Genomic DNA, 25,178 nt, shown 5'->3' with positions numbered 1-25,178 from the left:
CAGCGCGCCACGGGCTCATGCGACGTGTTGCTTCACCTGCGAGTAGACCCAGGCGTAGGTGCGTTCCAGGCCGACGGACAGTGCGGTCGAGGGCTGCCAGCCGAGCCGCCGCCGGATCTCGGTGTTCTCGCTGCACCGCCCCCGGACGCCTTGCGGGGCGGTGGTGTCGTAGTTCCGCCGCACCGTGACGCCGCTGATCTCCTCCAGCAGGTCGACGACCTCGTCGATGCTGACGAGTTCGTCACTGCCCAGGTTCACCGGCGTCGGGTCGTCGCTGCGCGCGACCCGCAGGGTGCCCTCGACGCAGTCGTCGATGTAGGTGAAGCTCCGGGTCTGCTTGCCGTCACCCCAGATCTCGATGTCCGGTTCGCCGGTGAGAGCGGCGACGGCGACCTTGCGGCACAGCGCGGCGGGCGCCTTCTCGCGTCCGTCCCGCCAGGTGCCGTGCTCGCCGTAGATGTTGTGGTAGCGGGCGACGCGGGTGGGGAACCCGAAGTCGTCCGTGAAGTGGCGGCACATGCGCTCGCTGAAGAGCTTCTCCCAGCCGTAGCCGTCCTCCGGCATGGCGGGGTAGGCGTCGCCCTCCCGGAGCTGGGGGCCGCTGGTCGACGTCTGGTGGTCCGCCGCGTACACGCAGGCGGAGGACGAGTAGAAGTACCGTTCGACGCCGGCTTGCTGGGATGCCTGGAGGACGTGCGTGCTGATGAGTACGGACAGCATGCAGGCGGCCTTGTTGTTCTCGATGAACCCCATGCCGCCCATGTCGGCCGCCAGGTTGTACACGACCTCCGCGCCCGCGACGGCCCTGCGCGCGTCGTCGAGGAGCGCGACGTCGCCGCGCGTGTTGGCGGCGTCGTCGTGGAGCTGGTGCCACTCCTCGAACGGTTTCACGTCGACCGCCCGGACCTGCCGTCCCTGCCGGAGCAATTCTCCCACCAGGTGTCCGCCGATGAATCCGCCGGCACCGGTCACCACATCCACGTCGTTCATTCCGTATCGCCTCTCTGTGCTGCCGTTCGGTCGTCTCTCCGTGCTGCTGTTCGGTCGTCGATCTCCGGGGTCGCCGGGGTCAGGTCAGGGGGTGCGAGGCGGAAGGGCTGGGCGGAGCAGGCCGAGGACCGACTCGGTGAAGATCTCGTTGATCTCCATGGCTGGACGGCCGCCGTGCCACACGGACGTCTTCCGTTCGATGAGCGGCGCGTCCGCACCCCGGCGCCCACCGCTGAGTGCACCGGGCAGCACCCGGCACAACAGCGTCTCCCGGGCCACTTCCACGCGGTGCTGCCGCATCACCCGGCCGATGGGCTGGCCGCCTCGCGACAGGGCGTCCCGGACCGGCGGCGGGAGCTGCGCGAGGTCGATCCAGGACCGGGCCCGCACCATGGGGACGGACCCGCAGGACAGCAGGACGTCCCTCCGCAGCACGGGTGACCGCGTCTCCGCCAGCACACCGCGGTCCGCCGGGGCGGCCGTTTCCTGGCTGATGCGGGAGATGTCGAGCGGTGCGCCCGCCAGGCTGCCGAGCAGCTCGGTGACGTTCCCGTCGAACACCTCCAGGAATCCGGTGATCAACGCGATCTCGGCCTCGCGCCGGTCCGCCGCCCGGACGGCGGTCTCCGCCTGTGCCGCCGGCCGCCCGGTCATCCGGCGTCCTGCTGGTAGGAGAGGTAGCGCCGCCGGTTCGCGGTGTCGGGGTACTTCGCGAGCCACGGCTTGTCACGGCCGACGAAGTGGATCAGCTTCGCCTCCTGCTCCCAGCGCCGGAGCGCGCTGATCCCCGAGCCCCGCACGGCGAGCATGTTCCGCACCCGCACGTGGCGGGCCAGTTCGCTGATGGGGAAGCAGTTCCAGCGCGGGTCGAGCTGCGTCCAGTTCCCGGCCAGCACGCCGTTCAGCGCGTCCTGCTCCCAGATCTTCACCCGGGAGCGGTCCTGGGCGAACTCGACGGCCCGCTCCTCGATCCGCAGCTCCCGCCACTGCGCCGCGTCCACCACCATGACGCCCGAGTTGAAGTAGGGCAGCCCGCGGTACTCGTCCGGGGACCGGTCCCCGGCGGGGAAGGCGAAGGGCGAGGTCAGGAGCGGGTTGAAGGCGTCCTGCACCGCGGCCAGCGGCCTGTCGGCGAGGTCCGCCTCGAAGAGCTCCCGCACGTCGCCGAGGACGACGACGTCGACATCGAGGATCACCAGCCGGTCGAACTCCGCGCAGGCCTCGGAGGCCGTGAGTTTGCGGTAGGTCGCGTCGGAGATGTGCGAACCGGCGTCGACCGTGAGGTCCGGGCCCTCCACGCGCACCGCCACCACGTCCAGGACGTCCGGGCGCTGCGCCCGCAGCAGGCGGACGGCCTCCTCGTCCAGGTCGTTGTGCAGGACGCGGACGTCGACACGGTCCAGGGTGGTGTTCGCGGCCAGTGATCTGAGCATCGTGCAGGCCGGGTCCACATAGGCCGAATCGATGCTGATGACCAGTGCGGTGCTGTCCCTGCTCATGTCAGTCCTCGCTCTCGTGTCCGCCGGCGGATGTGCCCGGATCCGTGCTGAGCTCGCTGTTCGCGGCGGCAGCGTCGACTGCGGTGCCGTCCGCCGGGATGTCGTCCACCGCGATGCGGAGTCGCTCCGCCGCAGTACGGGCACGGGCGAGTCCCTCGCGGATGTCGCGGGCGATGCCTTCGCGGGTGCCCTCCGGCAGACGCGGGTCCGACGCGGCGGCCAGTCCGGGGCCGAGCCTGACCTGGACCGCCCAGGAGACCGCCCACAGGTCGATGACCCGCCGGGCTGTCCGCACCAGGGCCTCGTCCGCGCCTCCGGCACGCAGGCCCTCGCAGTACACGTCGGTCATCTCGGCGTCGAAGCCGTGCTGCGTCAGCGTGCCGGAATGCCCGCCCCGCGCCCGGTAGTTGCTGAGGAAGACCGCGATGTCCGCGCCCACCGGCGCACGGCCGGCCTGCGCCCAGTCGATCAGGAGGAACCGGCCGTCGGGCAGCCGGCCGGCGTTGTCGATGTGGAAGTCACCGTGCTGGAAGACGGCCGGCGCGTCCCGCAGCTCCTTGGCGAAGTCGGCCGCCCGTCCCAGGAGCAGGATCCCCAGGCGGGCGTCGGCTGCTGTCAGGACGGGCGTGCCCGCGGACCGGGTGTCCTGGTCGGCCGCGACCAGGGCCAGCGCGGCCGGAACATGGTGGCGAAAGGCGTCGAACTCCTCTGTTTCCTCAGGGAGTTCAGTTTCGAGCGCGGGGTGGCGGGCCGTATGCAGCTGGCTGATCGCGGTGATCGCCTGCGCCGCCGTCTCCGTCGTCCACACCGTCGTCAGGTGGTCGGCCACGTCCTCCAGCCACAGGTGCACCCCGTCCTCGGAGGTGTCGGCGGCGCGGAGGGCCGGTGTGGTGATCCGCGCCGTGAGCTGCTCCACGATGCCGGTGCGGTAGACGGCCGCCTCCCGGAGGGCTTCGGGGGTGTCCTGCCGGAAGTCGTCGGCGCCGGTGGCCGGCCCGTACGCCTTGAGGACGACGGTGCGGCCCCAGGCCGTCTCGCCGCCCAGGTCGACCCGGACGATCGCGGCGCTCGACAGCCCCGGGGTGAGGTCCGCGACGACGTGCGCCCGCCGGACGTCGATGCCGTGCCGGGCATGGCGGGTCAGGAGGTGTCGGACGGCATGATCGGTCAGGACCGGGCGGCTCATGACGGAGCGGCTCCTTGCAGTGAGTCGGGCAGAGGCGGCAGGCGGTGACGCAGCAGCTTGCCGCGTTCGCTCCGCGGGATCGACGCGACACGGACGAAACGCTTGGGACGGGCGAAGGGCGGCAGTTGGGCGCGGCACACCTCGGCGGCCCCGCTGACCGCCTCGTCGTTCCCTGCGGCGACGAACGCCACGATGAGGGGCACCTGGGCCGAAGAGACCAGCACCTCGACGGCGACGTCCGTGACCTGTGGGCTCGTCGCGATGACCGCCTCGATGCGGGCCCGCGTCGTCTTGCGTCCGTTGATGTTGATCTGGTCGGTGGTCCGGCCGCTGACGTGCCAGGACTGCCCGTCCCAGCTCCCGATGTCGCCGGTCGGCTCCGCCCGCGCCGGGTCGGCGGACCACGGTGTCCTGACCAGGAGCTGCCCGTCGTCGTCCCGCGCGATGTCCACTCCGCGGTAGGGGCTGCCGATGCATCCCTGGGTGGCCGCTCCCGGGGACACGGCAATCGAGCCGCTGGCGGTGGTTCCGTAGTGGTTGGTGATGGCCCGGCCGAACGACACGGCGAACGAGTCCCTGACCTGGGGGGTGAGCGTCGATCCGGCGCTCACACAGACCGCGAGCAGCTCCGGGGCGACGACCGTCGCGGACCGTCGGCGCATGCGCGCGTACTGGGCGGGGACCGCGACGAGCACGCCCGCCCGGTAGCGCTCCGCGAGCTGGAGCATCCTGGTGCCGGTCATGGTCTGCTCCAGGAGCACCGGGCGGGCCTCCGTCACCTCGGCGGCCAGCAGTCCGAGGACCAGGCCGTAGGCGTGCGAAAGGGGAGCGGCGCAGATGACGGACGACCCGTGCTCCCCCACGCGCAGTTCGGCGGCGACCGTGCGCGCTTCGAGGAGCAGCGCGCTCCAGCTCCGCCACACGCCGCGCGGTTCACCGGTGGAGCCGGAGGTGACGAGGCCCACGCCGGGCTCGTCGGTCTCCTGCCGCGGCACGGGCGCCGAGTGGTCGGACTGCGCGTACAGGTAGCGGCCGGCGACCAGGGCGCGCCCCGTGATGCGGTGCTCGGGAGCCTTTTCGCCGATCACGGTCGCGGCCTGCGTCCGGGCGACGAGGGCGTCCAGGGTCGCTGACGTCTCGTCCCGGGGGACGAGCCACAGGGAGCGTCCCCGGTCGCGGGCCGCCGCGAGCAGGGCGGGCACCGTGGCCGATCCGACCTGGGCGACCACCGGTCCTTCGGCGTCGGCCAGGAGCGAGGCGCAGGACCCCGTGTCGTGAGCGGTGACGGCGATGTCCTCGGTGGCGTGCCGTCCCGCCACCACGTAGTCAGTCCTGTGCTGCACGAGTGAGCCCCCGGACGACCTCGACGACGTCGGCGACGGTCCGGATGGAGTTCATGGCGAAGTCCTCGTCGCTGGCGATGACCCCGAAGTTCTCCTCGATGGCCACGAGCATGGCCACGTGGTCGAGCGAGTCCATCTCCAGGTCCTCGTCGAGGCGTGAGGTCATGCCGACCTCGGTCCCGGCGTCGCCGCCCATCTCCTTGGCCTGGCGGATGGCCGCCACGACGCCCTTGAAGAGAACCTGATCATCTGTGGACATCCGAACCTCCTGAGTGACGCTTACGAGATGTGTGCGAGCTGTTCGGCTCCGGGTGTGCGCGCCGTCGCCGGGTCAGGCGAGCCGCGGTGAGGCGACGCGCAGGAGCGCGGTGCGGGAGACGGGAATGGTCACGCCCGTGATGTCCGTGGCGGCGTCCGAGCACAGGAACGCCACCACGGAGGCGATGCTCTGGGGCTGCTGCCACTTCGACAGCACGTCCTGCGGGATGTCCGTCCCGTCCGGCCGGCCCGTCTGGGTGCTCCAGATCCGGCGGGTCATGCCGGAGTCGACGTAGCCGGGGGACACACAGTTCGTGCGGATTCCCGCGCTGTGGAAGAAGTCGTTGGAGAGCTGCTTGGCCAGGACGGGCATCGCCGATTTGGCGGCGGTGTAAGCGAAGCGGTCGGGGCAGCCGATGTGGGAGCAGTTGGACCCGTTCAGGACGATGGCTCCGCCGCCGCTCCGGCGCAGGGCGGGGATGCTCGCCTTGCAGGTCAGGAAGGTGCCGGTCAGGATCGTGTCGATCTGGTCCGACCAGTCGTCCAGGGTCTGGGACTCCGCGCTGCCCCGGTGGACCACCCCGGCGTTGGCGAAGACGCAGTCCAGTGCTCCGGCCGACGACGACTCGATGATGTCGACCGCCTTGACGCAGTCGTCGAAGGACCGGACGTCCCCGGCGACGTGGGTGATGGGGAGCCCTTCGATGTGCGGTCGGGCCTCGTCGGAGAAGTCGTTCAGGTCGAGGCAGAAGACGTGCGTTCCCGAACGGGCCAGCTCGACCGCTGTGGCCAGCCCGATGCCGGAGGCGCCCCCCGTGATCAACGCGGCTCGGTTGCTCATCAACCGGTTCCTCCTCTGTTCGATGGATCGGCTCGGGACGGACAGGTCTCAGTGGAGTGCGAGGGCTCCGTCGATCTCGTCCGCGGCGCGCAGGGCGACGGCCCGGGTCGCGTGGTGCGTGTTGGCCCCGAACTGGCCGGGGATGACGCTCGCGTCGGCGACGTACAGGTTCGACGTGCCGAGGACCTTCAGGTCCGTGCCGGTCACCGCGACGGCAGGGTCGGTCCCCATGGGACAGGTGCCGTGGAAGTGGTAGGCGCTGCGTACGCCGTCGGCCGCGCGGTCCGGCGCGGGGGCGCCGGGGTGCGGTCTCAGACGTGGCCGCCGCAGTCCGACGGCTCGGAACTCGCTCTCGGCATGGAGCCCGAGCGCGTGCGCGGTGTGCAGCCGGGTCGTCGACTCCCTCGCCGGCCGGGCCGCTTCGACGCGGGTCGTCAGCCGGTCCCCGGTGCGCACGAGCGACACGCTCCCCGGGGTGACGTCGGTGAGTTGTGTGTGGCTGAGGACGACGCGGTGGCGCCACAGGTCGCGCTGCCGCAGCCGGAAGTCGTGGAACAGCTCCAAGGAGCAGTCGGGGAGCCGGGGGTCCTCCGGCGTCGTGCGGCAGAGCACCGCGTGCCAGGGCCACGGCGGGTCGCCGGGGGCCGGGTCGACGGCCGCCTCGCACCACAGCACCGGGTGATCCCGGAGCGCCGCGCCGACTCCTGGCAGGTCGAGCACGCTCGCCCGGCCGACCTCCGCCAGTCGCGCGGCGGAGCCGATGCCCGACCGCAGGAGGATCTCCGCGCTGGCGACGGCTCCGGCGGCGAGGACCACGATGCCGGCCTCGACCCGCGTGCTGTGCCCGCTGGGGAGATGCCGTACGTGTGCGTGGCTCACCCGGCCCGCGGTCAGCTCCACGCTGTCGACGACCGACTCCCCGGTGAGCTGGAGATTGGCGGGCCGGCGGTCGCGGCCGAGGTACTGCCGTGCGGTGGTCGCGATGCTGCCTGCGGTGCCGACGCCGGGCACCGTTCCCACTCCGTGCGACGCGGGGTCGTTGAGGTTCCCGGTCGTGCCGAAGACTCGGCCGCAGTAGGCGAGGAAGGCCCGGTACGCGGGAGGGAGCCGGTCGGGGTCGGCGTGCCGGAGCGGACCCGAGCCTTCGCCGTTGTCCGTCTTCCCGCCGTCCGTGCTCCTGCCGTCCTTGTCGCCGCCGGACTCCAGCCGGTCGAAGAGCGTGGTGAGAGCGCCGGGCGACCAGCGGTGCCCGGCCCGTGCGTGCCACATCGCGAGGTCACGGCCGGTTCCGCGCAGTGCGATGCCGGCGTGCAGCAGTGACGATCCGCCGATGCCGGACGGGACCGGGAAGTCCTCGCTCCCGCCGTGCCGCCGCATGGTGCGCACCCCGGGAGTGGTGGGGTCCCGTGGGTCCCGGTCGAGCAGTGCTCCCACCTCTCGGTCGTTCCCGGCGTCGACCAGGCGCACGGTGAGGGACGGTCGGCGCCGTGCGAGTTCACCCGCCACAAGGCAACCTGCTGTTCCCGCCCCGATCACCAGGACATCGCAATGAGTTGCTTCGTCCGTCTCATTGAGCATGGGTCCATGGTGTCGGTCCGGAGTTCTGTTCAACAGGGTCTATTTCAAAGCCGAGTTGGGCCGCTCACTCCCCCGCTTCCATTCGGTGTTCGACGTCCCTCACCCGGTCGGGTGCACACGCGGATTCCGTGCCACGATTTCCGCGTCGGGAAATCGGGCACCGCAACGGAGAAGAGGCTCGGATGTCGCAGTACGACCTGGTCGTCGTCGGTGGAGGCCCTACCGGAGCAACGGTGGCCGAGTTCTCGGCCAGAACACGCGGATGGAGCGTCCTCGTCGTTGAGCGCCGCAACCACGTCGCGGGGAACTGCTACGACGAGAGTTATCCGGGCACCGATCTTCTGTGGCACCGGTACGGACCCCACTATCTGCGCTTCAAGAACACGGAGACCTTCGACTACCTGGGGCGCTTCACGGAATGGTTGCCCGGTAACTACGTGGTGAAGGCGCAGGTCGACGGCCGCCTCGTGCCGATGCCGATCAACCTGGAGACCATCGAGCTGATCCACGGCGAGGTGGCGCTGACCCAGGAGTCGGCCCGCCGACTCCTGGAGGCGGATCTCGGGTTCCACGGCGAGGCGGCGAACTCGGAGGAGTACATCCTGGGCAAGGCCGGCCGCCGGCTGTACGACACGCTCTACGACCAGTACACGCGCAAGCAGTGGGGTCGCTCGGCCCGGTTCCTCGATCCCAGCGTGTGCGGGCGGGTCCCCATCCGCTTCGACCGCAATCCGTACTACACCGACGCTCCGATCCAGGTCATGCCGCGCGACGGCTACACCGCGCTCTTCGACCGGATGCTCCGCTCCTCGCCGCTCATCGACGTCGTCACGGACGTCGACTGGCTCCACGAGCCCGTGCACGGGACGCGGGCCACGGTGTTCACGGGCCCACTGGACGACTACTTCCAGGCCCGTCTGGGCCCGCTGCCCTGGCGCTCCCTGCGCTTCGAGGCGGAGGTGAAGGAGCAGGAGTGGTTCCAGCCGTGCGTCCAGGTCAACTATCCGGGCGCCGAGCCGTACACGCGCAAGGTCGAGATCAAGCACGTCACGCGTCAGAAGAGTGCCCGCACGGTCGTGGTGACCGAATTCCCCTCCGACGTCGGAGACCCCTACTATCCGGTTCCGGCCCGCGAGAGCCGGGAACTCCACCAGCGCTACGTCGAACTCGCCGACGAGGAAGGGGAGAAGCGCGGCGTGGTGTTCGGCGGCAGGCTGGGAAATTATCGCTACATCAACACGGACGAAGCCGTTGAATCGGCTCTGGAGCTGGCCGCGAGGCTCTCCTGATACTTCGTCAGTGAATCGCGTCGAGCGATTCCCCGACGGTGATGCGGCGATTCCCGCGCGCGCCCTCGCAAATCGCCGATTCCAGCTTCAGCAGGAATTCTCCGGCAGTGACCCCGAGAAATCCCGAGCGGATACGGACGTCGAGCAGACCGATGTCCTGGAGGCTGATGAGATTGAGGAACAGGTTCGCGTTCATGGCCGGATCGTAGGGAACGGGAACGACCGTCGTGCGGGGCAGCAGTTCCGCCAGGGCACCGGAGCCGAGTACCTCGGGGGCGTCCCGGGGCTCGGACTCCCGGTGGGCGTCGCGCAGGTCGTTGAAGAAGCAGTAGCCGCCCCGCTCGACGGACCGGCGCTCCGCCGCCTCCGTCTCCAGCGCCATCAGGGCGCCCGGGTCGCACTCGGTGCGCAGGTAGCTGCGCACCGCGGTTGCTGCCGCCCGCCGCAGGTAGGAGACCAGTTCGTCGGCCGGCGACCAGGATGTGTGAACGGCGGCGTTCTGGTTGATCGGTCCGACGTACTCCCGGAGGCCGCTGCGGAACCGGGTTCCGACCAGTACGCGCAGCCCGCACTCCGTGAGACCCAACCGGTCTCCCAGCACGGCGGAGGTCATGGCCAGCACCACCTGCGGGGCCGTGAGGCCGCTGCGGCACGCCAGGACCGCCGCCCCGAGTGACAGGGCGGGCGAGGACATCGCGGCGGCGGCGTCCGCGTGCCCTCCGGTCACCGGTACGGCCTCCCGGAGCATCACCGACGGCACGTCGGCGAACCACTTCCGCCAGTGGTCCAGGCTCCTGCCGTGTGCCTGCCGGCCCGGTGCCGACTGCTCGAAGGCGACGCGCTGCAGGGGCTGCGGGGCCCTCGGCTCCAGGGCGCCCCGGCGGAGAAGCGTGCCCAGTTCCCGCTGCACGATGTTGCGGCTCGGGCCGTCGACCGCGAGGTGTGAGAGCGCGACGACCAGGTGCCGGGGGCGGTTCCGCGCGTCGACGACCAGCCCCCAGCGCGTCGGGAACTCGTCTTCGCCGAAAGGACGGTGGAGCAGCTCGGCCGCCAGGCGGTTCGCCGTGCCACGGGAGGGCTCGGTGGCGGACGCGTGGACCCGGCGTGCGACGGCGAGACACCCGCTGCCGTGCACGGTCTGCCGGGCACCCAGGTCGGCGTCCGCCCGGAACGTGGTCCGCAGCGCCTCGTGGCGCACCACCAGCCGCTCGATCACGGGAATCAGTGCCTCGCACGACAGTCCCGGCGGGACGTCCACGACCAGCTTGACGTTGAGGGCGGACCGGTCCGCGCCCTTCCAGCGGAGCACCTCCCAGATCTCACGCTGTCCCCAGGTGAGCGGACCGTCGGCGCCGGAGGCTCCGGCGAACTCCACCTGGAGGCCGGGGCCGTCGGCCGGGAGGGACAGCTTGTGGCTGGTGGTCATCGGATGCCTCCCGCCGTGCGCGTCTCAAGGGCGTGTGCGAACTCGGCCCACGCGCGCTCGCACTCCCGTGCGAGGGTGAGGACCCGGTCGACGCAGTGGCGGGGCACCACCTCGGCCGCCTGGGCGTCGACGACGTGGCTGGTGAGCAGCCGCAGAAGCCGACGCCCCGGCTCGCTGAGCCGCAGCGCCGGATCGCGGCCGAGCTGCTGCCACAACTCGTCGGCGTCCACCGGAGCGGGCGGGCCGGCGGGTGCCGCATTCCCCTGCTCACCCGCCTCCGGACCGCCGGGACCCGCCGCGCCCCGGGGTACGGGATCCTCCCCCTCCCGCACCCGCCGGCGCACGTCGGCGACGGTGCCGGGAGACAGGCCCACCTCCTTGGCGATGGCCCGCAGGGGGGCACCCGGCTGCTGAGCGATGATCTCGGCCGCCCGGCGGCGCAGGTCCGCCGTCTCCAGAGGGCGGAACCGGCCGTCCCTGCCCATCCGGCCGGTCGACTGCGCACCTTGCGCAGTCGAACAGCGCAGCCGGGCAACGGTGTTGGCCGCCAGACCCACGATGTCCGCGATGGAGCGGTTGGACAGTTCCGGCTGTGCCGTCAGAATCCTGAGGGCGGCGGCCTTGCGTTCCGCGGGTCCCAGGGCGAGTCCGTGGGCGACGTTCGCCCGCACGGACTCGATGAAGGCCTCCTCGTCGTTCCCGGTGAAGAACCGCACCGCGATCCGGTCGGCCCCCGCCAGCTCGGCCGCCTTGAGCCGGTGCATGCCGTCGATGACGCGCATCGACGCGCGGTGCACGGTGATGGGCCTCATGCCGCTCTCGGTGTCGGCCAGTTTGCGCACGTGCTGCTCGCAGAGTCCCGAAAGCCGCGGCGAATCGGCGGGCCGCAGCAGGGCGAGCGGCACCACCTCGACGCCCTCCCCGACACCCTGGAACCCGCGGTCGGGGTCACCGCCCGGCGAGGTCACGACAGGGTCCGCCGGACGGGACAGATCCGAGGGGATTCCCATGCGTGCATCTCCTTGAGGCAGGCGTGCGTCACAGGTGCGCCGCTCTAACGGCGGCCGTTCGGTCGACGTGAACATCCGACCCCGTCGCGTGGGACGGGAATCGCTCCCCGAGCGCCCTGGCCGACGACTCGCGCACACCCCCTCCCCCGGCACGGTGGAGATCACGGCTCCCCGGTGCGGTAGATCATGACGTTACTAGTTCCCGCAGCTTAATTGCGTAAACAACTTCGAACTTTGCGGACGGGGTTCCGCCTCACAACTCGCCGATCGGTACCACGCGGGAGCCGAAACCCGTCACAAAGTGACACTTCAAGCCGATTCATTTCATCTCGGCGAACAGAAGGAAGGTCATCAATCGTTTTCTCCCGATTTGAGCCTTCACGGCCTCCATTGATTTGTTGTTTTAATGCAATTTTTTCGCATCTTTTTGCGTCCAATGGGCAATATCAGCCATCGGCGGCACTTGGCGGCCTCTCGTGTGTCCGCCGCGCCGGAGGCCGTACCGCGTGCTCAAGGACCTGCTCGCCGAGGCCGGTCTCGACGCAGGGGCCTTTGCATGATGGGGATCTGTCCGGGTTCATCCGGTGAGGCCGAGTGCGGTCAGGGGTCTGTGAGTGTTGCGGGCGGTGTGGCGCAGGGCAGCGGCGATGTTGGGGTGGCCGTCTTGGCGGTGGATGCCGATGGCGAGATTGCGCAGGCCGGCCATGACGCGGGGGAGCCGGCCGGTGCGAATCTTGGAGTCGTCCCCACGGAAGGTGCGGTCACCGCGCGGTACGGAACAGTGACGGACACCGAGCTGCGCAACTTCATGACCTTCGAGCCCCTCCCTGAGGCGCTCGTCAGGCCCTGACCTCACCCCACCGCCGCGCTGGCGCCCTACCGCGCACCGGCACCAGCGCGGCGTGGCAGCAGCCATCTCGACGACCGGACCGATTCATCAGCTCCCGGACCACACAAAGGCTGCCCGCCCGGGGGCGTCAGCCTGAGGAACCGACGGAGCCTTCGTCTGTGCTGGAGACGGAGAACGCGGCTCTGCGGAAGAGGGTCCGCGAACTGGAGGAGGAACGCGAGATCCTGCGGAAAGCGGCCAAGTATTTCGCCGCGGAGACGCGCTGGTGAACCGCTTCCAGTGCGTCGCCGACCACCAGCGCCGCCACGGCGTGAAGCGGCTGTGCACCATCCTCGGCATCGCCCGCTCCAGCTTCCACTACTGGCGCCGAACTGCCGTCCACCGAGCCCGACGGCAGGAGGCCGACGCCCGGCTGGCCGCCCGGATACGGGCCGTCCACCAAGAGTCGGACGGCACCTACGGAGCCCCGCGGATCACCGCCGGCCGGAACACCGACGCTCGACGTGTGCACCGAGACCGGCCGCGCCCGGCTCTCCTACCGGCGGGCTGAGGAGATCTTCGAGGAGAACACCCGGCTGCTGGCCAACCCGCTCGCCTCACCCCAGAACATCGAGGAGCTGGACGGCTGGACCCTGCACCGGCTCCGCCACAGTGCCCTCACCCACGACGCTGAGGGCGGCACCTCCACCCCGATGTTGCTGGCCCGCTCCCGCCACGCCTCCGTCCGCTTCCTGGAGCGGTACGCCCGCCCCGGCGTCGACGTAGTCGCCCGGCACGTCGCCGAGCGTGCCCCTGCTGCCCGCCGCCGTCGCCGAACATCCGAAACCTACCAGCGGGTTACCTGCTCCCTGGTGTCCGAGCCGGGATTACAGAGCCTCTCCCGTAGGGGGCAGGGCAGCCGGCATCCCCTACGGGCCCCGAGGGGGTTTCCCCCCTTTGCGGCCCGGGGGGTCGCTCCATGTCCCAGCGGAGCGGCCGACGGGCATGATCCATCCATGACTTTACAGCGAACAGGTATCCGGATTGTGGCTGGTGCGGCGGTCCTCGGCAGTGTGTCCGCCCTGGTGGCTCCGGTCTCGGCGGCGGCCGGTTCCCACAGTGAGCGGACACAGGGCGGGGCCGTCGTCTCCGTCGAGCAAGCGGCCGACCTTGCAGTGGAGGAAGTGGCCGGGGAACTCCGGGGAAAGATCGACTCGTCCCAGGTCCGCTATGGCGTGACCGCCTATCGGGTCGCCTACCGCACCACTGACAGCGCGGGCGCCCCCACGACCGCGAGCCAGCTCGTCGTCCTGCCCAAGAACGGGGCGCGCCACCTGTCCACCGTCTCCTGGCTGCACGGCACCACCGTCTATCGCAAGGACGTCGCCTCGGAGAATCCGAAGTCGAACGACCGGCTCGTCGCCCTGCTGTTCGCCTCGACCGGGCGGGCCGTTTCGGCGCCCGACTACGTGGGCCTCGGCTCGGGCGAAGGCTTCCACCCGTACGGTGACCCCCGGGCCACCGTCGCGGCCTCGGTGGACGGCCTGCGCGCGGCCCGGGCCTTCGCCCACCGGAACGGCCGGGAGCTGAAGCGGAAGGTTCAGGTCAGCGGGTTCTCGCAGGGCGGCCCCGCGACCATGCTTGTAGGCCGGGCGCTTCAGCAGGAGGGCGCCGACCGCTACTTCCGGCTGGGGGCACTCGCCCCGGTCAGCGGCCCCTACAACCTCTCGGCCTTCGAGGCCGCCGCAGCCGACGACAAGATCGCCAAATCCGGCATCTACCTCGCCTACTTCGTCACCGCCTGGAACAAGATGTACGGCCTTTACACGTCACCCGGCGATGTCTTCCGCTCCCCCTACGACAGCAAGGTGGAGGGTCTCTTCGACGGCCATCACACCGCCGGGCAGATCGTCAGCGAACTCCCGTCGGCGTCCAAGGACCTGTTCACCGAGGACTTCCTGAACAAGATCCGCAAGCCCGACGGTGTCCTGAAGGACAAGCTGCGCCCGATGGACAACACGTGCGACTGGCGGCCGAACGTACGGGTGGAGATCTTTCACGGCCGGGGCGACAAGGACGTCGACTTCAGTCACGCGGCTTACTGTGCCGACCAGTTGACGAGGAACGGCGCCGCACGCCGGCTGACCGACGTCGGCGACTACGACCACAACGGATCGGTTCGGCAAGCCCTGCCCCGGATCGTCAGATTCTTCGACGAGTCGGCGAAGACCGACTGAAGCACGCCACCGGCAACGGCTGGGAGCAGAGGATGTACGCGCAGCGGCGCGCCCGCCCGACCCATGCCTCCGCCGTACGCCCGGCGCCGGTCACGCGGAGGACGCCGCGCTCTGGACCTCGGGCGTGCGCGGGCCGGGCACCGACGCGGCCCCGGCGGCCAGGTCCAGCTCCAAGCGGCTGTTCATATCCAGCTCGAACCGACCGTAGGGCGTTGTCAGGTTGAGCGAGTGCTCGAGGGTGTGAGCCGGTTCGGCGCGTTTCGGCTTCGGTGGTGACAGCGGCTCAGGTTGCGGCGAGCAGGTCGGCGGCGCCGGTGATCTGGTCCCCGATCACGAAGCGGATGATCATCTTGGCTCACTGCAGAAAAAGCCGCGCCCTACCCATTTCCGCCTGTCCTGCATGGTTGCGGTGTCGACCGTGGCCACCCACTCAGGGTTCACTCCTCTGGGCTAGTCAGCTGCTTCAACCACCCTTCCACCTCTATACGATGCATGCTCTTGCCGTGACGGCAGGTAGTCGACGGTGGAGTGCATGGCACGGTCAATGAGCCTGGGGGTTCGGTGGAGGTCAGGGACGTGCATCACGCGTACGATCGACGTGAGGTCCTTCGCGGATTGGAACTCGATCTGCGGCCCGGTGTGCTGACGGGGATCGTCGGGGAGAACGGCGCGGGCAAATCAACTCTGTTGAGGATTCTGTCCGGTGAGCTGCGCCCGCATCGTGGCACGGTCCGTCATGGCGGGCGTTTCGGCTACTGCCCGCAGGACGCGGTGGTCGACGAGGCCCTGACCGTACGTCAGCATCTGGAGTTCTTCCGCGTCGCGCGGGGGCTGCCGGATCTGCGGCACGCCGGGGAAGTCATGGAGGCGCTGCGGCTGACGGAGTACACCGATGAGCGGGCCGGTCTACTCGGCGGCGGGACCCGACAGAACGACCGCGACCGGCTGGCCACCGTATTCCGCGGCGGCACCGACCCCGTCACCGCACACCGTGACCTCCTTACCGTGCTGACACGGACCGGCGCTCTCACCAAAGCGGCCCGGATGGCCTCCACCTATGCCGAACAGGCGTGCGCCGAACTCACCAGTCTGACCACCCCCCACCAGTTCACCGAACTGGCCGCATCAGCAGCTGACCGCCAGCGCTGACAGAACGAGCGAGAAGCCCGGCCGAGGACGAAGACATGGAGCTGCTGGCCAGGATGAGCCGATTCCGACCCGACAGCCTGACAGGGGAGAGCATCATGACAGAGCGTCTGCTCGCACCGCACGAGGCGGCCATCGCCGCAGCGGGAGTGAGGGTCGTACTGCACTGCGACGTCGAGGGCGACGTGGACGAAACGGTCCTGGCCCAGGCGCTGGACCGGCTGCAGGAGTGTTACCCCCTGCTCGGTGGAAGGATCGTCACCGAAGCCGGGAACGGACCGCTGGTCCGGATCGACGCGACAGCCCCGAAACCTGAACTCAACCGCGGCACCGATTTCGACGGGGAGGTCAGCGCCCCTCTGGCCTGGGACCGTACACCGCTGCTCAGGTTGACGCTGCTGCCAGCAAGCGGAGGGTCCCGGGTGGTGATGACGTTGCCGCGCGCCTTCGTCGACGCCACGTGTTACCTGGCGGTGCACGAGCGCCTGTGGGCCCTTTACGCCGCACTGGCCACCGGCCGACCGCTGCCGGTGGAGCGCGTCGAGCCCGTGCTCGCACCTGCGCTGGACGAGGTACTCAGCGCTCGCTTCACCGACGGACAGCTGCGCGAGTTCGTCGCCGAACGCGCCCGGCTGGACGCCCAGGCTGCACCCGCACTGCTGCCCGCCCTCGCCGCTGACAACAACGGGCCCGGCCCTGATCTGAGCTTCGGCATCACCACCGTCGAAGCCGGCCCCGACCACTGCGAGCGTCTGGCCCAACGTGCCCGGGACACCTCGCTCACCCTCAACGCACTGGTGTCGGGTGTCCTGCTGACCAGCCTGCGCTCTGTACTTCCCGTGCCAGAGGGTCCGGTGCGGATGCTGTGCACCACAGCGGTGGACATGCGCCGCAGGCTCTCACCGCCGCTGCCCGCCCAGGTACTGCAATCGGCGGCGACCACTACCTCCGTCCGGCTGGACATCGACGAGCACGCGCATCCGGTCGAAGTCGGACAGGAACTGAACGCCCGTCTGCGTGCAGATCTGGACAGCGGGGCCGCCGCGATGGAACTGGCCGCCTTCCCCTACATGCTCGACCAGCACCCACCCACCCTGGTCATCACCAACGTGGGAACCATCGCCGGACCGGACCTGCCGAAGGAGCTCAGGATCACCAACGTGCGCATTGCCCCGCTCGGCCACGTACCGATGCTCTTCGCCGTCGTCAGCCGCTACCGAGGCCGCCTGGCAATCGACCTGACGTACAGCAGAGCCTGGTACACCGACACTCAGATTCAGGAACTTGTGGATCGCGTATCTGTCACCCTGGCCGACGCAGGGCGGTAGCGGTTCTGGCTCACTTTCAGGATGCTGTTGGTGATCTTCGCTCGGTGGGGTGAAGCCTGTCCCGAGAGGTTGTTCGCGCTGGCGGTGGTGTGCTGCCGTTGTTGAGCGGGGCAGTCTCTGCCGGTTGGAGGGGGCCGGAAGGTCGATGGGGTGTGGTTCTGGTCGAGTGGTTCCGCCGCTGACCGTGAAGATGGCCCGGACGAGCAATCCACGGGGCACCGCCCGCGCACCAGCCGCGGGGGGGGGAAGCGAGGAGAACCCGGCAGTGGGGGTGGCTCGGCGGGGTGTTCATGCGGACCGTTTCACGGCCTGGTCGGCGAGTAGGCGTAGTGCGTCGGCGCCTGCGGTGCTCAGGCCCGGGGCTTCTTCCAGGGAGGTGAGTGCCTGGTGGTACCGCTCGTTGATCATGTCTTCGACGAGGTCGCGGGCGCCGGTGGAGGTGATGAGGTGCCGGGCGGTCCGGGCCTGGTCCTCGGTCAGGGTCGGGCAGCCCAGCAGACGGTGCAACTGGTCGCGTTGGCGGGGGGAGGCGCGGTTGAGGGTGAGGGCGATCAGGACGGTGGCCTTGCCCTCGCGCAGGTCGTCCAGGGCGGGTTTGCCGGTGGTGGCGGGGGTGCCGAAGACGCCCAGCAGGTCGTCGCGCAGTTGAAAGGCCTCACCCAGCGGGAGGGCGTAGGCGGACAAGGCCTGCAGGAGGTGCTGGCCGGCGCCGGCGAGGGCCGCTCCCAGGTGCAGGGGTCGTTCGATGGTGTATTTCGCTGTCTTGTAGCGGATGACGCGCAGGGCGGAGGCGACGTCGGCCCGGGTGGGGTTGCCGGTGAGGGTGAGGTCGAGGTACTGGCCCAGGGTGACTTCGGTGCGCATGTCGTCGATCAGGGGCAGAACGGCGGCGAGCTGTTGGGGGGTGGGGTTGCCTTGGTGGAGGAGTTGGTCGGACCAGATCAGTGCGAGGTCGCCGGTGAGGATGGCGGCGCCTTCTCCGTACTGGTCGGCGGCCTGGGGGGTGCCGCCGTGCTGTTGGGCGAAGGCCCGGTGGACGGTGGGTTGACCGCGTCGGGTGTCGGAGGAGTCCATGACGTCGTCGTGGATCAGTGCGAAGGCGTGGAAGAGTTCCAGGGATGCGGCCAGGTGCAGGGCGGCCCGGTGGCTGCCGTGTGCGCCGCCGATGTGCCATCCGACCAGGGTCAGGGTCGGGCGGATGCGTTTGCCCCCGGCGGCCAGGAACTGCTGCAGCGCCAGGGCGAGGCTGGACAGGTCGGGCTCGTGGGTGGCGTGGTGCGTCCTGTCCAGGAGGAAGCCGGACAGGACCTCCTCGACTGCTGCTTTGAAGCGCGGCAGGTCCAGCGCCGGCACAGGGGCTGGTGTGGGAGATATGAGAGTCATACCGGTACCTCGTCGCTGGATTCGGTCAGGCGCAGGGCTTCTTCGATGAGCGTCTCGACGATCTGGGCTTCGGGGACGGTGCGGATGACCTGGCCGCGGACGAAGATCTGGCCTTTGCCGTTGCCGGAGGAGACTCCGAGGTCGGCTTCGCGGGCTTCGCCGGGGCCGTTGACGACGCAGCCCATGACCGCGACCCGCAACGGGTGGGGGAAGCCTTCGAAGGCGGCCTGGACCTTGGCGGTCAGGGCGTAGACGTCGACCTGGGCGCGGCCGCAGGAGGGGCAGGAGACGATTTCCAGCCGGCGGGGGCGCAGGCCCAGGGCTTGCAGGAGCTGGATGCCGGTCTTGACCTCTTCGACGGGGGGTGCGGTGAGGGAGACCCGGAGGGTGTCACCGATGCCCTCGGCCAGGAGGATGGCGAAGGCGGTGGCGGATTTGATGGTGCCCTGCGGGGGTGGTCCGGCTTCGGTGACGCCCAGGTGCAGGGGGTAGTCGCACCTCTGGGCGAGTTGCCGGTAGGCGGCGATCATGGTCTGGGGGGCGTGGTGCTTCACGCTGATCTTGAAATCGGTGAACCCGTGCTCCTCGAACAGAGAGGCCTCCCACAGGGCCGACTCGGCCAGGGCCCGGGGGCTGGCCTTGCCGTGTTTCTCCGGCAACCGGACGTCCAGGCTGTCGGCGTTCACCCCGATCCGCAGGGAGATCCCGGCTGCGGAGGCGGCTCGGGCGATCTCCTTGACCTTGTCGTCGAACTTCTTGATGTTGCCCGGGTTCACGCGCACTGCCGCGCAGCCGGCGTCGATGGCAGCGAAGACGTAGCGGGGCTGGAAGTGGATGTCGGCGATGCGGAAGGCTGAGCGGTGACGAGCTGATGCAGGGAGTCAGCCATCAACAGATCCTCCCGCGGAGCGGGCCGGAGGACCGGCCGCGGTAGGGGGTGCGGCGTGTGGGCCGCTGGGAGTGACGCCGGGAGGGTGGGTGCGTGCCGCCAGGGTGTCGTGCAGCGGTAACGGAGCCATGGGGAGGGGAGGTTCCTTCCACCCGCGTACAGGGCCTTTAAAGACGCAGGTACTGGTCTGGGGTTTCCTCAGGCACCACCTCAGGGACGGTGCCTTCTACACCTGCCCTCTTCTCACGCACATCGACGCCTGGGGGCGGGAGCGCCGGGAGCACTGGGTGCACTCGGCCCAGGCCGCCGCGCCGACAGGGCCGGCCCGGTGCGACCGGCGCTCACCCCTGTAATGCGCCCTGGCCCTTTCGGTCCCACCCGGCACAGTCCCCAGGGCAGGAGTGGCGTGTGCGGTGGCTGCACGGGCGGGGTCGGCTGCGGGCGATGAGGCGTGGGCGGTGGTAATGCGTTGTTGCTGTGTGAATCGTTTCTCCCACCGGCCTTGCGAGCGGAGCGTGAACGCACCCGCAGCCCGGCCTCTGAGGCTGTGTGGGGATCGTGCGGGGCGGTCCGGGGGCCGGGCCGGGGGTGGATGCGCTGGTGTTACTGGTGGAGTGCGCGCACGCCCCTGCTGTGCTGCATGCGCTGACACTTCGGGCTTGCCCGGTCGAGGCGCGAAAGGTGACGCTGGATGAACCACCGGCCCGGCCGGACAACGACAAGCGCGAACGGGTAAGCGCGAAGCGGAACGGTTCTGCGAAACCGGACACGTCACCCCTAAGATCCGGCGCTCACTGTGCGCAAAAGCGCCGGCATCACGTCGCGGCCCGATGGCCGGCCCCACCGCAAAGCACAGGAAGAGGTCTGATGAGCCAGCGCACCGGTATCACCAAATTCGTGGGCAACGTCCTTGAAGAGGCCAAGGACTTCGCCGACAGCGTCCTGGACCGGACACGGGACCTCGAACACGACCTGCGCAACGCGGTGAGCAAGCCCCTGAAACCGACGACCCAGAACACCGCTCCCCCGCCGGCATCACCCCATGCCGCCTCCGCCTCTGCCGGCGTCTCCGTCGCCGGAAACGCGCAGGCCAGGGAGGATTCCGGCCTGTCCGGGCGCCCGGGCTCCCCGGTCACAGGGGGCCCGGCCTGACCGGCCGGGAGCGGCAGCCAGGAAAGCCCTCCTCGATGATGCTGCCGGGCCAGGAACCCGCGAGCACGGGTGCGCGCCGTGAACGAGTGCTCTACCGGCAAAGCGGAGGAGAGCTCTACGACGACTGGGAGCACCGCACGGTTTGCCTGGGCGAGTTGAGCCAGGAAGTCCGGGCGGGGCACCTGTTCCGGGCCTATGACCAGGCAACCGGCAGTGACTGCACCTACGAGGTACTGGGCGCGGTCATCACCCGGGCCATGACCGCGCCCGCGGCCGCCTTGGCCGCCGGCCTGAGCGGTACCGGCCCGCAGACGGTGACGGGGCTTTCCCCCGCCCCATGAAAAAGGGGCAGGTGCAGCGGTCTTCCGGCCGATGGACGGCCCGGCCGACGCAGCGGTCACTCCTGCACCGTCAACGAAACGCGCCACCGTGCCGAAACCAGGACCAGGCCCCACAACGGCAGGCACGGCAGCATCGCAGACAGGCGCAAGCATTTGGCTCCTCTCCGTCCCCGCGTCCCGGGTGACAAGGATCCCTGTCGGTGAAGACCGCTGCCACCGGTCGGCATCAGGCTTATGGGGACCTGGCCACCCGCCGGTTGTCCCCCGCCTGGCGGACCGGATGCCCGCCCCCGTAAGCCTCCAGCGCACTCGCCAGGCCGGCGTCAGAGATCGGCCCCCTCAACCGGGAGCACCCCATGGGTCATGGCCGTCGTGCACGTCAGGTCGCCGAGGTCTTGGGCGATCTGACCCGTCGGGAGATCAGACGCGGTATCCGCCACCGCCATGCGGATGACGGGAAGGAAGGGGCGCGGGAGCGGGCGCGGGCGGTGCGTGAGGCTCTGGAAGGTCTGGGCCCGTTCTACATCAAGATCGGGCAGATCCTCTCCACCCGCCCCGACTTCGTCCCCCCTTCCATGGTCGGCGAGTTACAGAAACTCCACGACCAGGTCACCCTCAGCCCGTTCACCGACTTCGAGCCGGTCCTGGCCGCCGAACTGGGGGCGCACTGGACCTCGCAGTTCAAGGAGATCGACACCGACATTCCGCTGGGGGCGGCATCCCTGGCGCAGGTCTACCGGGCGGATCTGACCGACGGCACCCCGGTGGCGGTGAAGATCCAGCGGCCTGGTGTGCGCGAGGTCGTCGAGGCGGACATGGCGCTGCTGCGCCGCCTGGCCCGTTTCGCCGGACGGCGGGCCCCGAAGTTCAACGCCGTCATCGACATCGACGCCATGCTGAAGGTCGTCTTCGATGCGATGCGGCCGGAACTCGATTTCGTCCTGGAGGCCGGGCACATGAAGACCGCGGCCGCCCACAGCGCCGGCTTCAAGCACGTCACCGTCCCCCAGGTGATCACGGCCACGCCCCGGGTCCTGATCCAGAGCCTGGCTCCGGGCTGTTCCATCCGCGACGCCGACCCGGCCGCCTTCAGTGCCCAGGAGCGCGCCGATATCGGCCGCGAGCTGCTGGCGTTCATGTACTGGGGCTACTTCACCAAGCGGTTCTTCCACGCCGACCCCCACCCCGGCAACATCTTCGTCCACCCCGGCTCGCCGGCCCACCTCATCGACTGGGGCATGGTCGGGCGCATCGACCGGCCCCTGAGCCAGAGCATTATGCGGATCCTGATGTGCCTGGCGCAGAACGACGGCGCCGGGGTGGCCAAAGCCTGGGTCGAGATGGGACACCCCACCGCATGGGCGCAGCTCGCCGACTTCGAGGGCGACATGGCAGCCCTGGTCCCCCAGATCGCCACCGCCTCCCTCGAAGAGCTCGACTTCGGCGTCACCCTGACCGCGGTGCTGGAGTGTTCGACCCGGCGCGGCATCAAGACCAGCCCCATGGTCTCCATCCTGGGCAAGTCCTTCGCCAACATCGAAGGCTCCATCCGGCACCTGTGCCCCGAGTTGTCCATCATCGACGTCTTCGAAGAAGAACTGCGTCCCCTCGTCTTCCACCTGGCCTCCGAGCACCTCTCCGGCCCCCAGGCCGCCCGCACCCTGCTGGAAGCGATGTCCACCGGCGGGCAGATGCCCCAGCAGATCCGCCAAATCGTCACCTCCCTCGCCGACCGCGAACTCAGCATCAACGTCAACCGGGGCCCCACCAAAAAGGGTCTGTTCGCCGGAGGCGGGAACACCGGGCGCAACGCCCTGCTCGCCACCGGCGCCCTGCTGTGGTGGCACCACACCCGCACCCGGTAACCACCAAAGTTCAAGAGCGTGTCCTGAGACGGCCCACGCCACACCGGCGCAGGAACCCATTCCCGGGACCGGGCCGCGCACCCCGCCCGCGTACCTCGAACAGCACCGAGCAGGGAGGCCGTCATGCTGAGCCGTCCCCGCAGCGTCCTGTTCTGGCTGGTGCTGATCATCCTGCTGTACATCATCACCACCGCCCCCACCGAACTCGCCCACGCCATCGGGGCCCTGTGGCGCACCATCGACCAGTTCTTCACCTCCCCGGGCATCTTCATCCGCACCCTCGAAACCGCCTGACCGCACAGCAGGGCACCTGCTGAGCGCACCTCAGCCGAAACGAAAGAGGCCCTGCCCATGCACATACCGTCCGGGCGGGCGAAACTCCTCCTCGGCGCCGTTCTCATCACCACTGGCTGCGCCCTGCCACCCCCGACCCTGCCGCCCCTGGTCCCGCCCTCACCGGCCCTGCCTTCTCCAGCTCCGCCAGCTCCCCCGCCGATCATCATCGACATCCGTATACCCCCCACCCCTCCCGCCCCCTCTCCACCACAGGTGTGGACCGCATCAAGGGTGGCGACGCTGATCGGAAGGAAGTTCCACGTCGCCTACAGCGTCTCGGGCGCCACCCGGCTGGCTGCATCGAGTGCCTCTGGAGCTGTTTGTAGGTGTGGTGGACGTGGGGCCGAGCTCAGCTCCGGTCTACGGGCCTTTGGGCGAATTGGGTGAGGACGGAGTGGGTGGTGGTGACGGTGGCGCACCGCTGGGCGGCGTAGGTCAGGGCGTCCGTGTGGTGGGCGGGGGTGAAGTCCGCGACGGCGTCGGCGATCAGGAAGGGCTGGATGTCCCGCATGAAGGCGTCGCAGGCGGTGGTCAGGCAACCGATGTGGGCGTAGATGCCACTGATGATCAGCTGGTCGCGGCCGGCGGCGGCGAGCTGGTCGGCGAGGTCGGTGCGGACGAAGGCGCTGTAGCGCCATTTGGTGAGGCGGATGTCGTTTTCGGTGGGGGTCAGGGCCGGGGTGACGCGTGTGCTGTACGGGTCGTCGGGGATGCCGTCGCCCCAGAAGTCCTGCAGCAGTCCGCGCTGGTCAGGGCTTTGACCTCCCGGCTGGGCGGAGTACACCACCGGAACTGCGTGGCGTGCACATGCCTGGCGCAGGGCGATGATGTGGGTGAGGAGTTCCGTCAGCGGCGGTTTGCCGGGGGTGAAGGGGGCCAGGAAGTAGTCCTGCATGTCGTGGATGAGCAGGGCGGCACGGCGCGGGTCGAGGGGCCAGTCGACCTTGTTCGCCGGCAGTTCCTCGGGCGCGGGCATGGGGTAGGGCGTGATCGCCGGCAGGGACATGGGTGCGGTTGCTCCTTGACTGGCTGCGGAAGTGCGGAGTTTCGGCATGGGGCCGGATCAGAGGGTGTTCGGAAGGCCCAGGGCGTTGAGCATGGTCTGGAACTTGGCGCTGGTCTCGGCCAGTTCGGACTCGGGGCAGGAGTCGGCGACGATCCCGGCCCCGGCGAAGAGGCGGACGTTGCGATGGTTGATCTCGGCGCACCGGATGGTGACGGCCCATTCACCGTCGCCGCTCTCGTCACACCAGCCGACCATGCCGGTGTAGAGGCCCCGGTCGAAGGGTTCACTCGCGGCGATCACGGCGTGCGCGGCGGCGAGGGGGCTGCCACAGACCGCCGGGGTGGGGTGCAGGGCCAGGGCGAGGTCCAGCGAACTGGTGTCGGGGCTTCGGAGTTCGGCGGTGATCCGGGTGGCCAGGTGCCACATGGTCGCGGTCCGCACCACGGAGGGTGCTGCGGGCACGTGAAGTTTCCGGCAGTGGGGAAGCAGGGCGGCGGCGATGCCCTCGGTCACATGGGAGTGTTCGTCGTGGTCCTTGGCCGACGCCTGCAGAGACTGCGCCCGGGCCTTGTCCTCGCGCGGGTCCGGGGAGCGGGGGATCGAGCCCGCGAGCGGATGGCTGACCACATGCTTCCCGCGTCGTGAGAGCAGAAGCTCGGGGCTGGCACCGACCAGCGTGCGGTGCGCGCTGGTCGTGTCGCGCGGGGTCACCGACACCGCGAAACCGAAGGCGTGCGGGTCGTGGTGCACCAGGTGGGCCAGTACCTCGGCCGGGTCCACAGGATCCGCCGGTGTGATGTCCAGGGCCCGGGCGAGCACGATCTTACGGGCATGTCCGGCCCGGATGGCGGCGACTGCCCGCGCCACCCCTGCCGCGTACTGCTCGGGCTCGGGCAGTCGGGAGACCGCCAGCACTCCGCGGCCGGTCGGGCGGGGCGCCGGGGCGATGCCCGCGGCGGCGCTGCGGGCGACGGTCAGCGGGATGTGGAGGTTGCTGTCCTGCCCGGCGTGGAACGGCAGCGCGCCCACCGCGACGGGGTTGTCGTGGCCTCCCTCGCGGGCGGTGCGCAGACTTGTGGTGACCTCGGCCGCCAGTTGGGCGTCGACCGGGCGGCGGATGCGGGCGAGTGTGTCCCGGGCCAGCAGGCGGCCATGGGCGGTGCCGAAGAAGAAGTCCCCGCACCGGTAGTCGTCCAGCAGGGGGCAGAACATGTCGGGGCGGACCGGGGTGGTCTGGTTCACGGCG

At 69.9% G+C, this 25,178-nt stretch carries 23 protein-coding genes and 2 pseudogenes; 10 read left to right on the top strand and 15 right to left on the bottom strand.

Going from position 1 to position 25,178, the window contains the following annotated elements:
* Positions 1 to 15 precede the first annotated feature (15 nt).
* The 8 genes from ABD374_RS12980 to ABD374_RS12945 form a co-directional block, all read right to left on the bottom strand.
* Positions 16 to 990, bottom strand: coding sequence for an NAD-dependent epimerase/dehydratase family protein (locus tag ABD374_RS12980; RefSeq protein ID WP_344494661.1), 975 nt, complete (start codon positions 988 to 990; stop codon positions 16 to 18).
* An 84-nt stretch (positions 991 to 1,074) separates the two neighbouring features.
* Positions 1,075 to 1,644: a chorismate--pyruvate lyase family protein gene (locus tag ABD374_RS12975; RefSeq protein ID WP_344494659.1), complete on the bottom strand. Its 570-nt coding sequence runs from the start codon at positions 1,642 to 1,644 to the stop codon at positions 1,075 to 1,077.
* Positions 1,641 to 2,489, bottom strand: a complete 849-nt coding sequence (locus ABD374_RS12970) for a glycosyltransferase family 8 protein (RefSeq protein ID WP_344494658.1) — start codon at positions 2,487 to 2,489, stop codon at positions 1,641 to 1,643. Before ABD374_RS12970 ends, ABD374_RS12975 begins: the two co-directional genes overlap by 4 nt.
* 1 nt (position 2,490) lies before the next feature.
* Positions 2,491 to 3,675, bottom strand: coding sequence for a phosphotransferase (locus tag ABD374_RS12965; protein ID WP_344494656.1), 1,185 nt, complete (start codon positions 3,673 to 3,675; stop codon positions 2,491 to 2,493).
* Positions 3,672 to 5,018 carry an AMP-binding protein gene (locus tag ABD374_RS12960; RefSeq protein ID WP_344494654.1) on the bottom strand — a complete coding sequence of 449 codons (1,347 nt, stop codon included), beginning with the start codon at positions 5,016 to 5,018 and terminating at the stop codon, positions 3,672 to 3,674. Before ABD374_RS12960 ends, ABD374_RS12965 begins: the two co-directional genes overlap by 4 nt.
* The gene (locus tag ABD374_RS12955) at positions 5,002 to 5,277 is read right to left on the bottom strand and encodes an acyl carrier protein (RefSeq protein ID WP_344494652.1); all 276 of its coding nucleotides are present in this window, start codon (positions 5,275 to 5,277) and stop codon (positions 5,002 to 5,004) included. The genes ABD374_RS12960 and ABD374_RS12955 overlap by 17 nt, the downstream gene beginning before the upstream one ends.
* A gap of 72 nt (positions 5,278 to 5,349) precedes the next feature.
* Positions 5,350 to 6,117, bottom strand: a complete 768-nt coding sequence (locus tag ABD374_RS12950; RefSeq protein WP_344494650.1) for an SDR family NAD(P)-dependent oxidoreductase — start codon at positions 6,115 to 6,117, stop codon at positions 5,350 to 5,352.
* A 48-nt stretch (positions 6,118 to 6,165) separates the two neighbouring features.
* Positions 6,166 to 7,695: a GMC family oxidoreductase N-terminal domain-containing protein gene (locus tag ABD374_RS12945; protein WP_344494648.1), complete on the bottom strand. Its 1,530-nt coding sequence runs from the start codon at positions 7,693 to 7,695 to the stop codon at positions 6,166 to 6,168.
* Positions 7,696 to 7,877: 182 nt separating this feature from the next.
* On the opposite strand from ABD374_RS12945, the gene ABD374_RS12940 reads away from it, so the two are divergent.
* Positions 7,878 to 8,984, top strand: coding sequence for a UDP-galactopyranose/dTDP-fucopyranose mutase family protein (locus ABD374_RS12940; protein ID WP_344494646.1), 1,107 nt, complete (start codon positions 7,878 to 7,880; stop codon positions 8,982 to 8,984).
* Positions 8,985 to 8,991: 7 nt separating this feature from the next.
* On the opposite strand, the gene ABD374_RS12935 is transcribed toward ABD374_RS12940, so the two are convergent.
* The 3 genes from ABD374_RS12935 to ABD374_RS12925 all read right to left on the bottom strand — a co-directional run bounded on the left by ABD374_RS12935 (position 8,992) and on the right by ABD374_RS12925 (position 12,276).
* The gene (locus ABD374_RS12935) at positions 8,992 to 10,410 is read right to left on the bottom strand and encodes a condensation domain-containing protein (RefSeq protein ID WP_344494644.1); all 1,419 of its coding nucleotides are present in this window, start codon (positions 10,408 to 10,410) and stop codon (positions 8,992 to 8,994) included.
* Positions 10,407 to 11,420 (bottom strand): helix-turn-helix domain-containing protein, encoded by a 1,014-nt coding sequence (locus ABD374_RS12930; RefSeq protein ID WP_344494642.1) that lies wholly within the window; start codon positions 11,418 to 11,420, stop codon positions 10,407 to 10,409. The genes ABD374_RS12935 and ABD374_RS12930 overlap by 4 nt, the downstream gene beginning before the upstream one ends.
* A gap of 577 nt (positions 11,421 to 11,997) precedes the next feature.
* Complete coding sequence (locus ABD374_RS12925) at positions 11,998 to 12,276, bottom strand: hypothetical protein (protein WP_344494640.1); 279 nt, start codon at positions 12,274 to 12,276, stop codon at positions 11,998 to 12,000.
* Between the two features lie 259 nt (positions 12,277 to 12,535).
* Here ABD374_RS12925 and ABD374_RS12920 point away from each other — a divergent pair, with 259 nt between their 5' ends.
* The 4 genes from ABD374_RS12920 to ABD374_RS12905 all read left to right on the top strand — a co-directional run bounded on the left by ABD374_RS12920 (position 12,536) and on the right by ABD374_RS12905 (position 16,960).
* Positions 12,536 to 12,820 carry a hypothetical protein gene (locus tag ABD374_RS12920; protein ID WP_425577228.1) on the top strand — a complete coding sequence of 95 codons (285 nt, stop codon included), beginning with the start codon at positions 12,536 to 12,538 and terminating at the stop codon, positions 12,818 to 12,820.
* Between the two features lie 445 nt (positions 12,821 to 13,265).
* Positions 13,266 to 14,486 carry a lipase family protein gene (locus tag ABD374_RS12915; RefSeq protein WP_344494701.1) on the top strand — a complete coding sequence of 407 codons (1,221 nt, stop codon included), beginning with the start codon at positions 13,266 to 13,268 and terminating at the stop codon, positions 14,484 to 14,486.
* A 561-nt stretch (positions 14,487 to 15,047) separates the two neighbouring features.
* Entirely contained in the window at positions 15,048 to 15,635 is a 588-nt protein-coding gene (locus ABD374_RS12910; protein WP_344494638.1) for an ATP-binding cassette domain-containing protein, read from the top strand.
* A 95-nt stretch (positions 15,636 to 15,730) separates the two neighbouring features.
* Positions 15,731 to 16,960: a phthiocerol/phthiodiolone dimycocerosyl transferase family protein gene (locus ABD374_RS12905; protein ID WP_344494636.1), complete on the top strand. Its 1,230-nt coding sequence runs from the start codon at positions 15,731 to 15,733 to the stop codon at positions 16,958 to 16,960.
* A gap of 288 nt (positions 16,961 to 17,248) precedes the next feature.
* On the opposite strand, the gene ABD374_RS12900 is transcribed toward ABD374_RS12905, so the two are convergent.
* Both ABD374_RS12900 and ispG read right to left on the bottom strand, forming a co-directional pair.
* On the bottom strand, positions 17,249 to 18,343 hold the full coding sequence (locus tag ABD374_RS12900) for a polyprenyl synthetase family protein (RefSeq protein ID WP_344494634.1): 1,095 nt from the start codon (positions 18,341 to 18,343) through the stop codon (positions 17,249 to 17,251).
* Positions 18,340 to 19,224: pseudogene (gene ispG, locus ABD374_RS12895) on the bottom strand (flavodoxin-dependent (E)-4-hydroxy-3-methylbut-2-enyl-diphosphate synthase); the annotation flags it as partial. The gene ABD374_RS12900 and the pseudogene ispG, both read right to left, overlap by 4 nt.
* A gap of 875 nt (positions 19,225 to 20,099) precedes the next feature.
* Between ispG and ABD374_RS12890 the strand changes: the two are divergent.
* From ABD374_RS12890 to ABD374_RS34590, 5 genes and pseudogenes are all read left to right on the top strand, one after another.
* Positions 20,100 to 20,384, top strand: coding sequence for a hypothetical protein (locus tag ABD374_RS12890; RefSeq protein WP_344494633.1), 285 nt, complete (start codon positions 20,100 to 20,102; stop codon positions 20,382 to 20,384).
* A 35-nt stretch (positions 20,385 to 20,419) separates the two neighbouring features.
* The gene (locus ABD374_RS12885; protein WP_344494631.1) at positions 20,420 to 20,725 is read left to right on the top strand and encodes a polyhydroxyalkanoate synthesis regulator DNA-binding domain-containing protein; all 306 of its coding nucleotides are present in this window, start codon (positions 20,420 to 20,422) and stop codon (positions 20,723 to 20,725) included.
* 488 nt (positions 20,726 to 21,213) lie between these two features.
* Entirely contained in the window at positions 21,214 to 22,590 is a 1,377-nt protein-coding gene (locus tag ABD374_RS12880) for an ABC1 kinase family protein (RefSeq protein ID WP_344494629.1), read from the top strand.
* Between the two features lie 123 nt (positions 22,591 to 22,713).
* A complete protein-coding gene (locus ABD374_RS12875) occupies positions 22,714 to 22,884 on the top strand; it encodes a hypothetical protein (RefSeq protein ID WP_344494627.1) in 171 nt (56 codons plus the stop codon).
* Positions 22,885 to 23,136: 252 nt separating this feature from the next.
* A pseudogene (locus ABD374_RS34590) lies at positions 23,137 to 23,220 on the top strand (winged helix-turn-helix domain-containing protein); the annotation flags it as partial.
* Positions 23,221 to 23,275: 55 nt separating this feature from the next.
* Here ABD374_RS34590 and ABD374_RS12865 read toward each other — a convergent pair.
* Both ABD374_RS12865 and ABD374_RS12860 read right to left on the bottom strand, forming a co-directional pair.
* Positions 23,276 to 23,932, bottom strand: coding sequence for an isochorismatase family protein (locus ABD374_RS12865; protein WP_344494623.1), 657 nt, complete (start codon positions 23,930 to 23,932; stop codon positions 23,276 to 23,278).
* A gap of 57 nt (positions 23,933 to 23,989) precedes the next feature.
* On the bottom strand, positions 23,990 to 25,174 hold the full coding sequence (locus ABD374_RS12860; RefSeq protein ID WP_344494621.1) for an isochorismate synthase: 1,185 nt from the start codon (positions 25,172 to 25,174) through the stop codon (positions 23,990 to 23,992).
* Positions 25,175 to 25,178: the final 4 nt, after the last annotated feature.

The sequence above is a fragment of the Streptomyces enissocaesilis genome (assembly GCF_039533765.1).
GTDB classification, from domain to species: Bacteria; Actinomycetota; Actinomycetes; order Streptomycetales; family Streptomycetaceae; genus Streptomyces; species Streptomyces enissocaesilis.
The sequence above is the reverse complement of the archived record's forward strand: the minus strand, read 5'-3'. Positions and strand labels throughout refer to the sequence as shown.

Excerpts from the sequence above, each read along its gene's own strand:
- ABD374_RS12905 (WP_344494636.1), top strand. The coding sequence starts at position 15,731 with ATGACAGAGCGTCTGCTCGCACCGCACGAGGCGGCCATCGCCGCAGCG.
- ABD374_RS12875 (WP_344494627.1), top strand. The coding sequence starts at position 22,714 with ATGCTGAGCCGTCCCCGCAGCGTCCTGTTCTGGCTGGTGCTGATCATC.
- ABD374_RS12955 (WP_344494652.1), bottom strand. The coding sequence starts at position 5,277 with ATGTCCACAGATGATCAGGTTCTCTTCAAGGGCGTCGTGGCGGCCATC.
- ABD374_RS12930 (WP_344494642.1), bottom strand. The coding sequence starts at position 11,420 with ATGGGAATCCCCTCGGATCTGTCCCGTCCGGCGGACCCTGTCGTGACC.
- ABD374_RS12900 (WP_344494634.1), bottom strand. The coding sequence starts at position 18,343 with ATGACTCTCATATCTCCCACACCAGCCCCTGTGCCGGCGCTGGACCTG.
- ABD374_RS12935 (WP_344494644.1), bottom strand. The coding sequence starts at position 10,410 with ATGACCACCAGCCACAAGCTGTCCCTCCCGGCCGACGGCCCCGGCCTC.
- ABD374_RS12885 (WP_344494631.1), top strand. The coding sequence starts at position 20,420 with ATGATGCTGCCGGGCCAGGAACCCGCGAGCACGGGTGCGCGCCGTGAA.
- ABD374_RS12965 (WP_344494656.1), bottom strand. The coding sequence starts at position 3,675 with ATGAGCCGCCCGGTCCTGACCGATCATGCCGTCCGACACCTCCTGACC.
- ABD374_RS12970 (WP_344494658.1), bottom strand. The coding sequence starts at position 2,489 with ATGAGCAGGGACAGCACCGCACTGGTCATCAGCATCGATTCGGCCTAT.
- ABD374_RS12945 (WP_344494648.1), bottom strand. The coding sequence starts at position 7,695 with ATGCTCAATGAGACGGACGAAGCAACTCATTGCGATGTCCTGGTGATC.
- ABD374_RS12865 (WP_344494623.1), bottom strand. The coding sequence starts at position 23,932 with ATGTCCCTGCCGGCGATCACGCCCTACCCCATGCCCGCGCCCGAGGAA.
- ABD374_RS12980 (WP_344494661.1), bottom strand. The coding sequence starts at position 990 with ATGAACGACGTGGATGTGGTGACCGGTGCCGGCGGATTCATCGGCGGA.
- ABD374_RS12950 (WP_344494650.1), bottom strand. The coding sequence starts at position 6,117 with ATGAGCAACCGAGCCGCGTTGATCACGGGGGGCGCCTCCGGCATCGGG.
- ABD374_RS12940 (WP_344494646.1), top strand. The coding sequence starts at position 7,878 with ATGTCGCAGTACGACCTGGTCGTCGTCGGTGGAGGCCCTACCGGAGCA.
- ABD374_RS12915 (WP_344494701.1), top strand. The coding sequence starts at position 13,266 with ATGACTTTACAGCGAACAGGTATCCGGATTGTGGCTGGTGCGGCGGTC.
- ABD374_RS12890 (WP_344494633.1), top strand. The coding sequence starts at position 20,100 with ATGAGCCAGCGCACCGGTATCACCAAATTCGTGGGCAACGTCCTTGAA.
- ABD374_RS12975 (WP_344494659.1), bottom strand. The coding sequence starts at position 1,644 with ATGACCGGGCGGCCGGCGGCACAGGCGGAGACCGCCGTCCGGGCGGCG.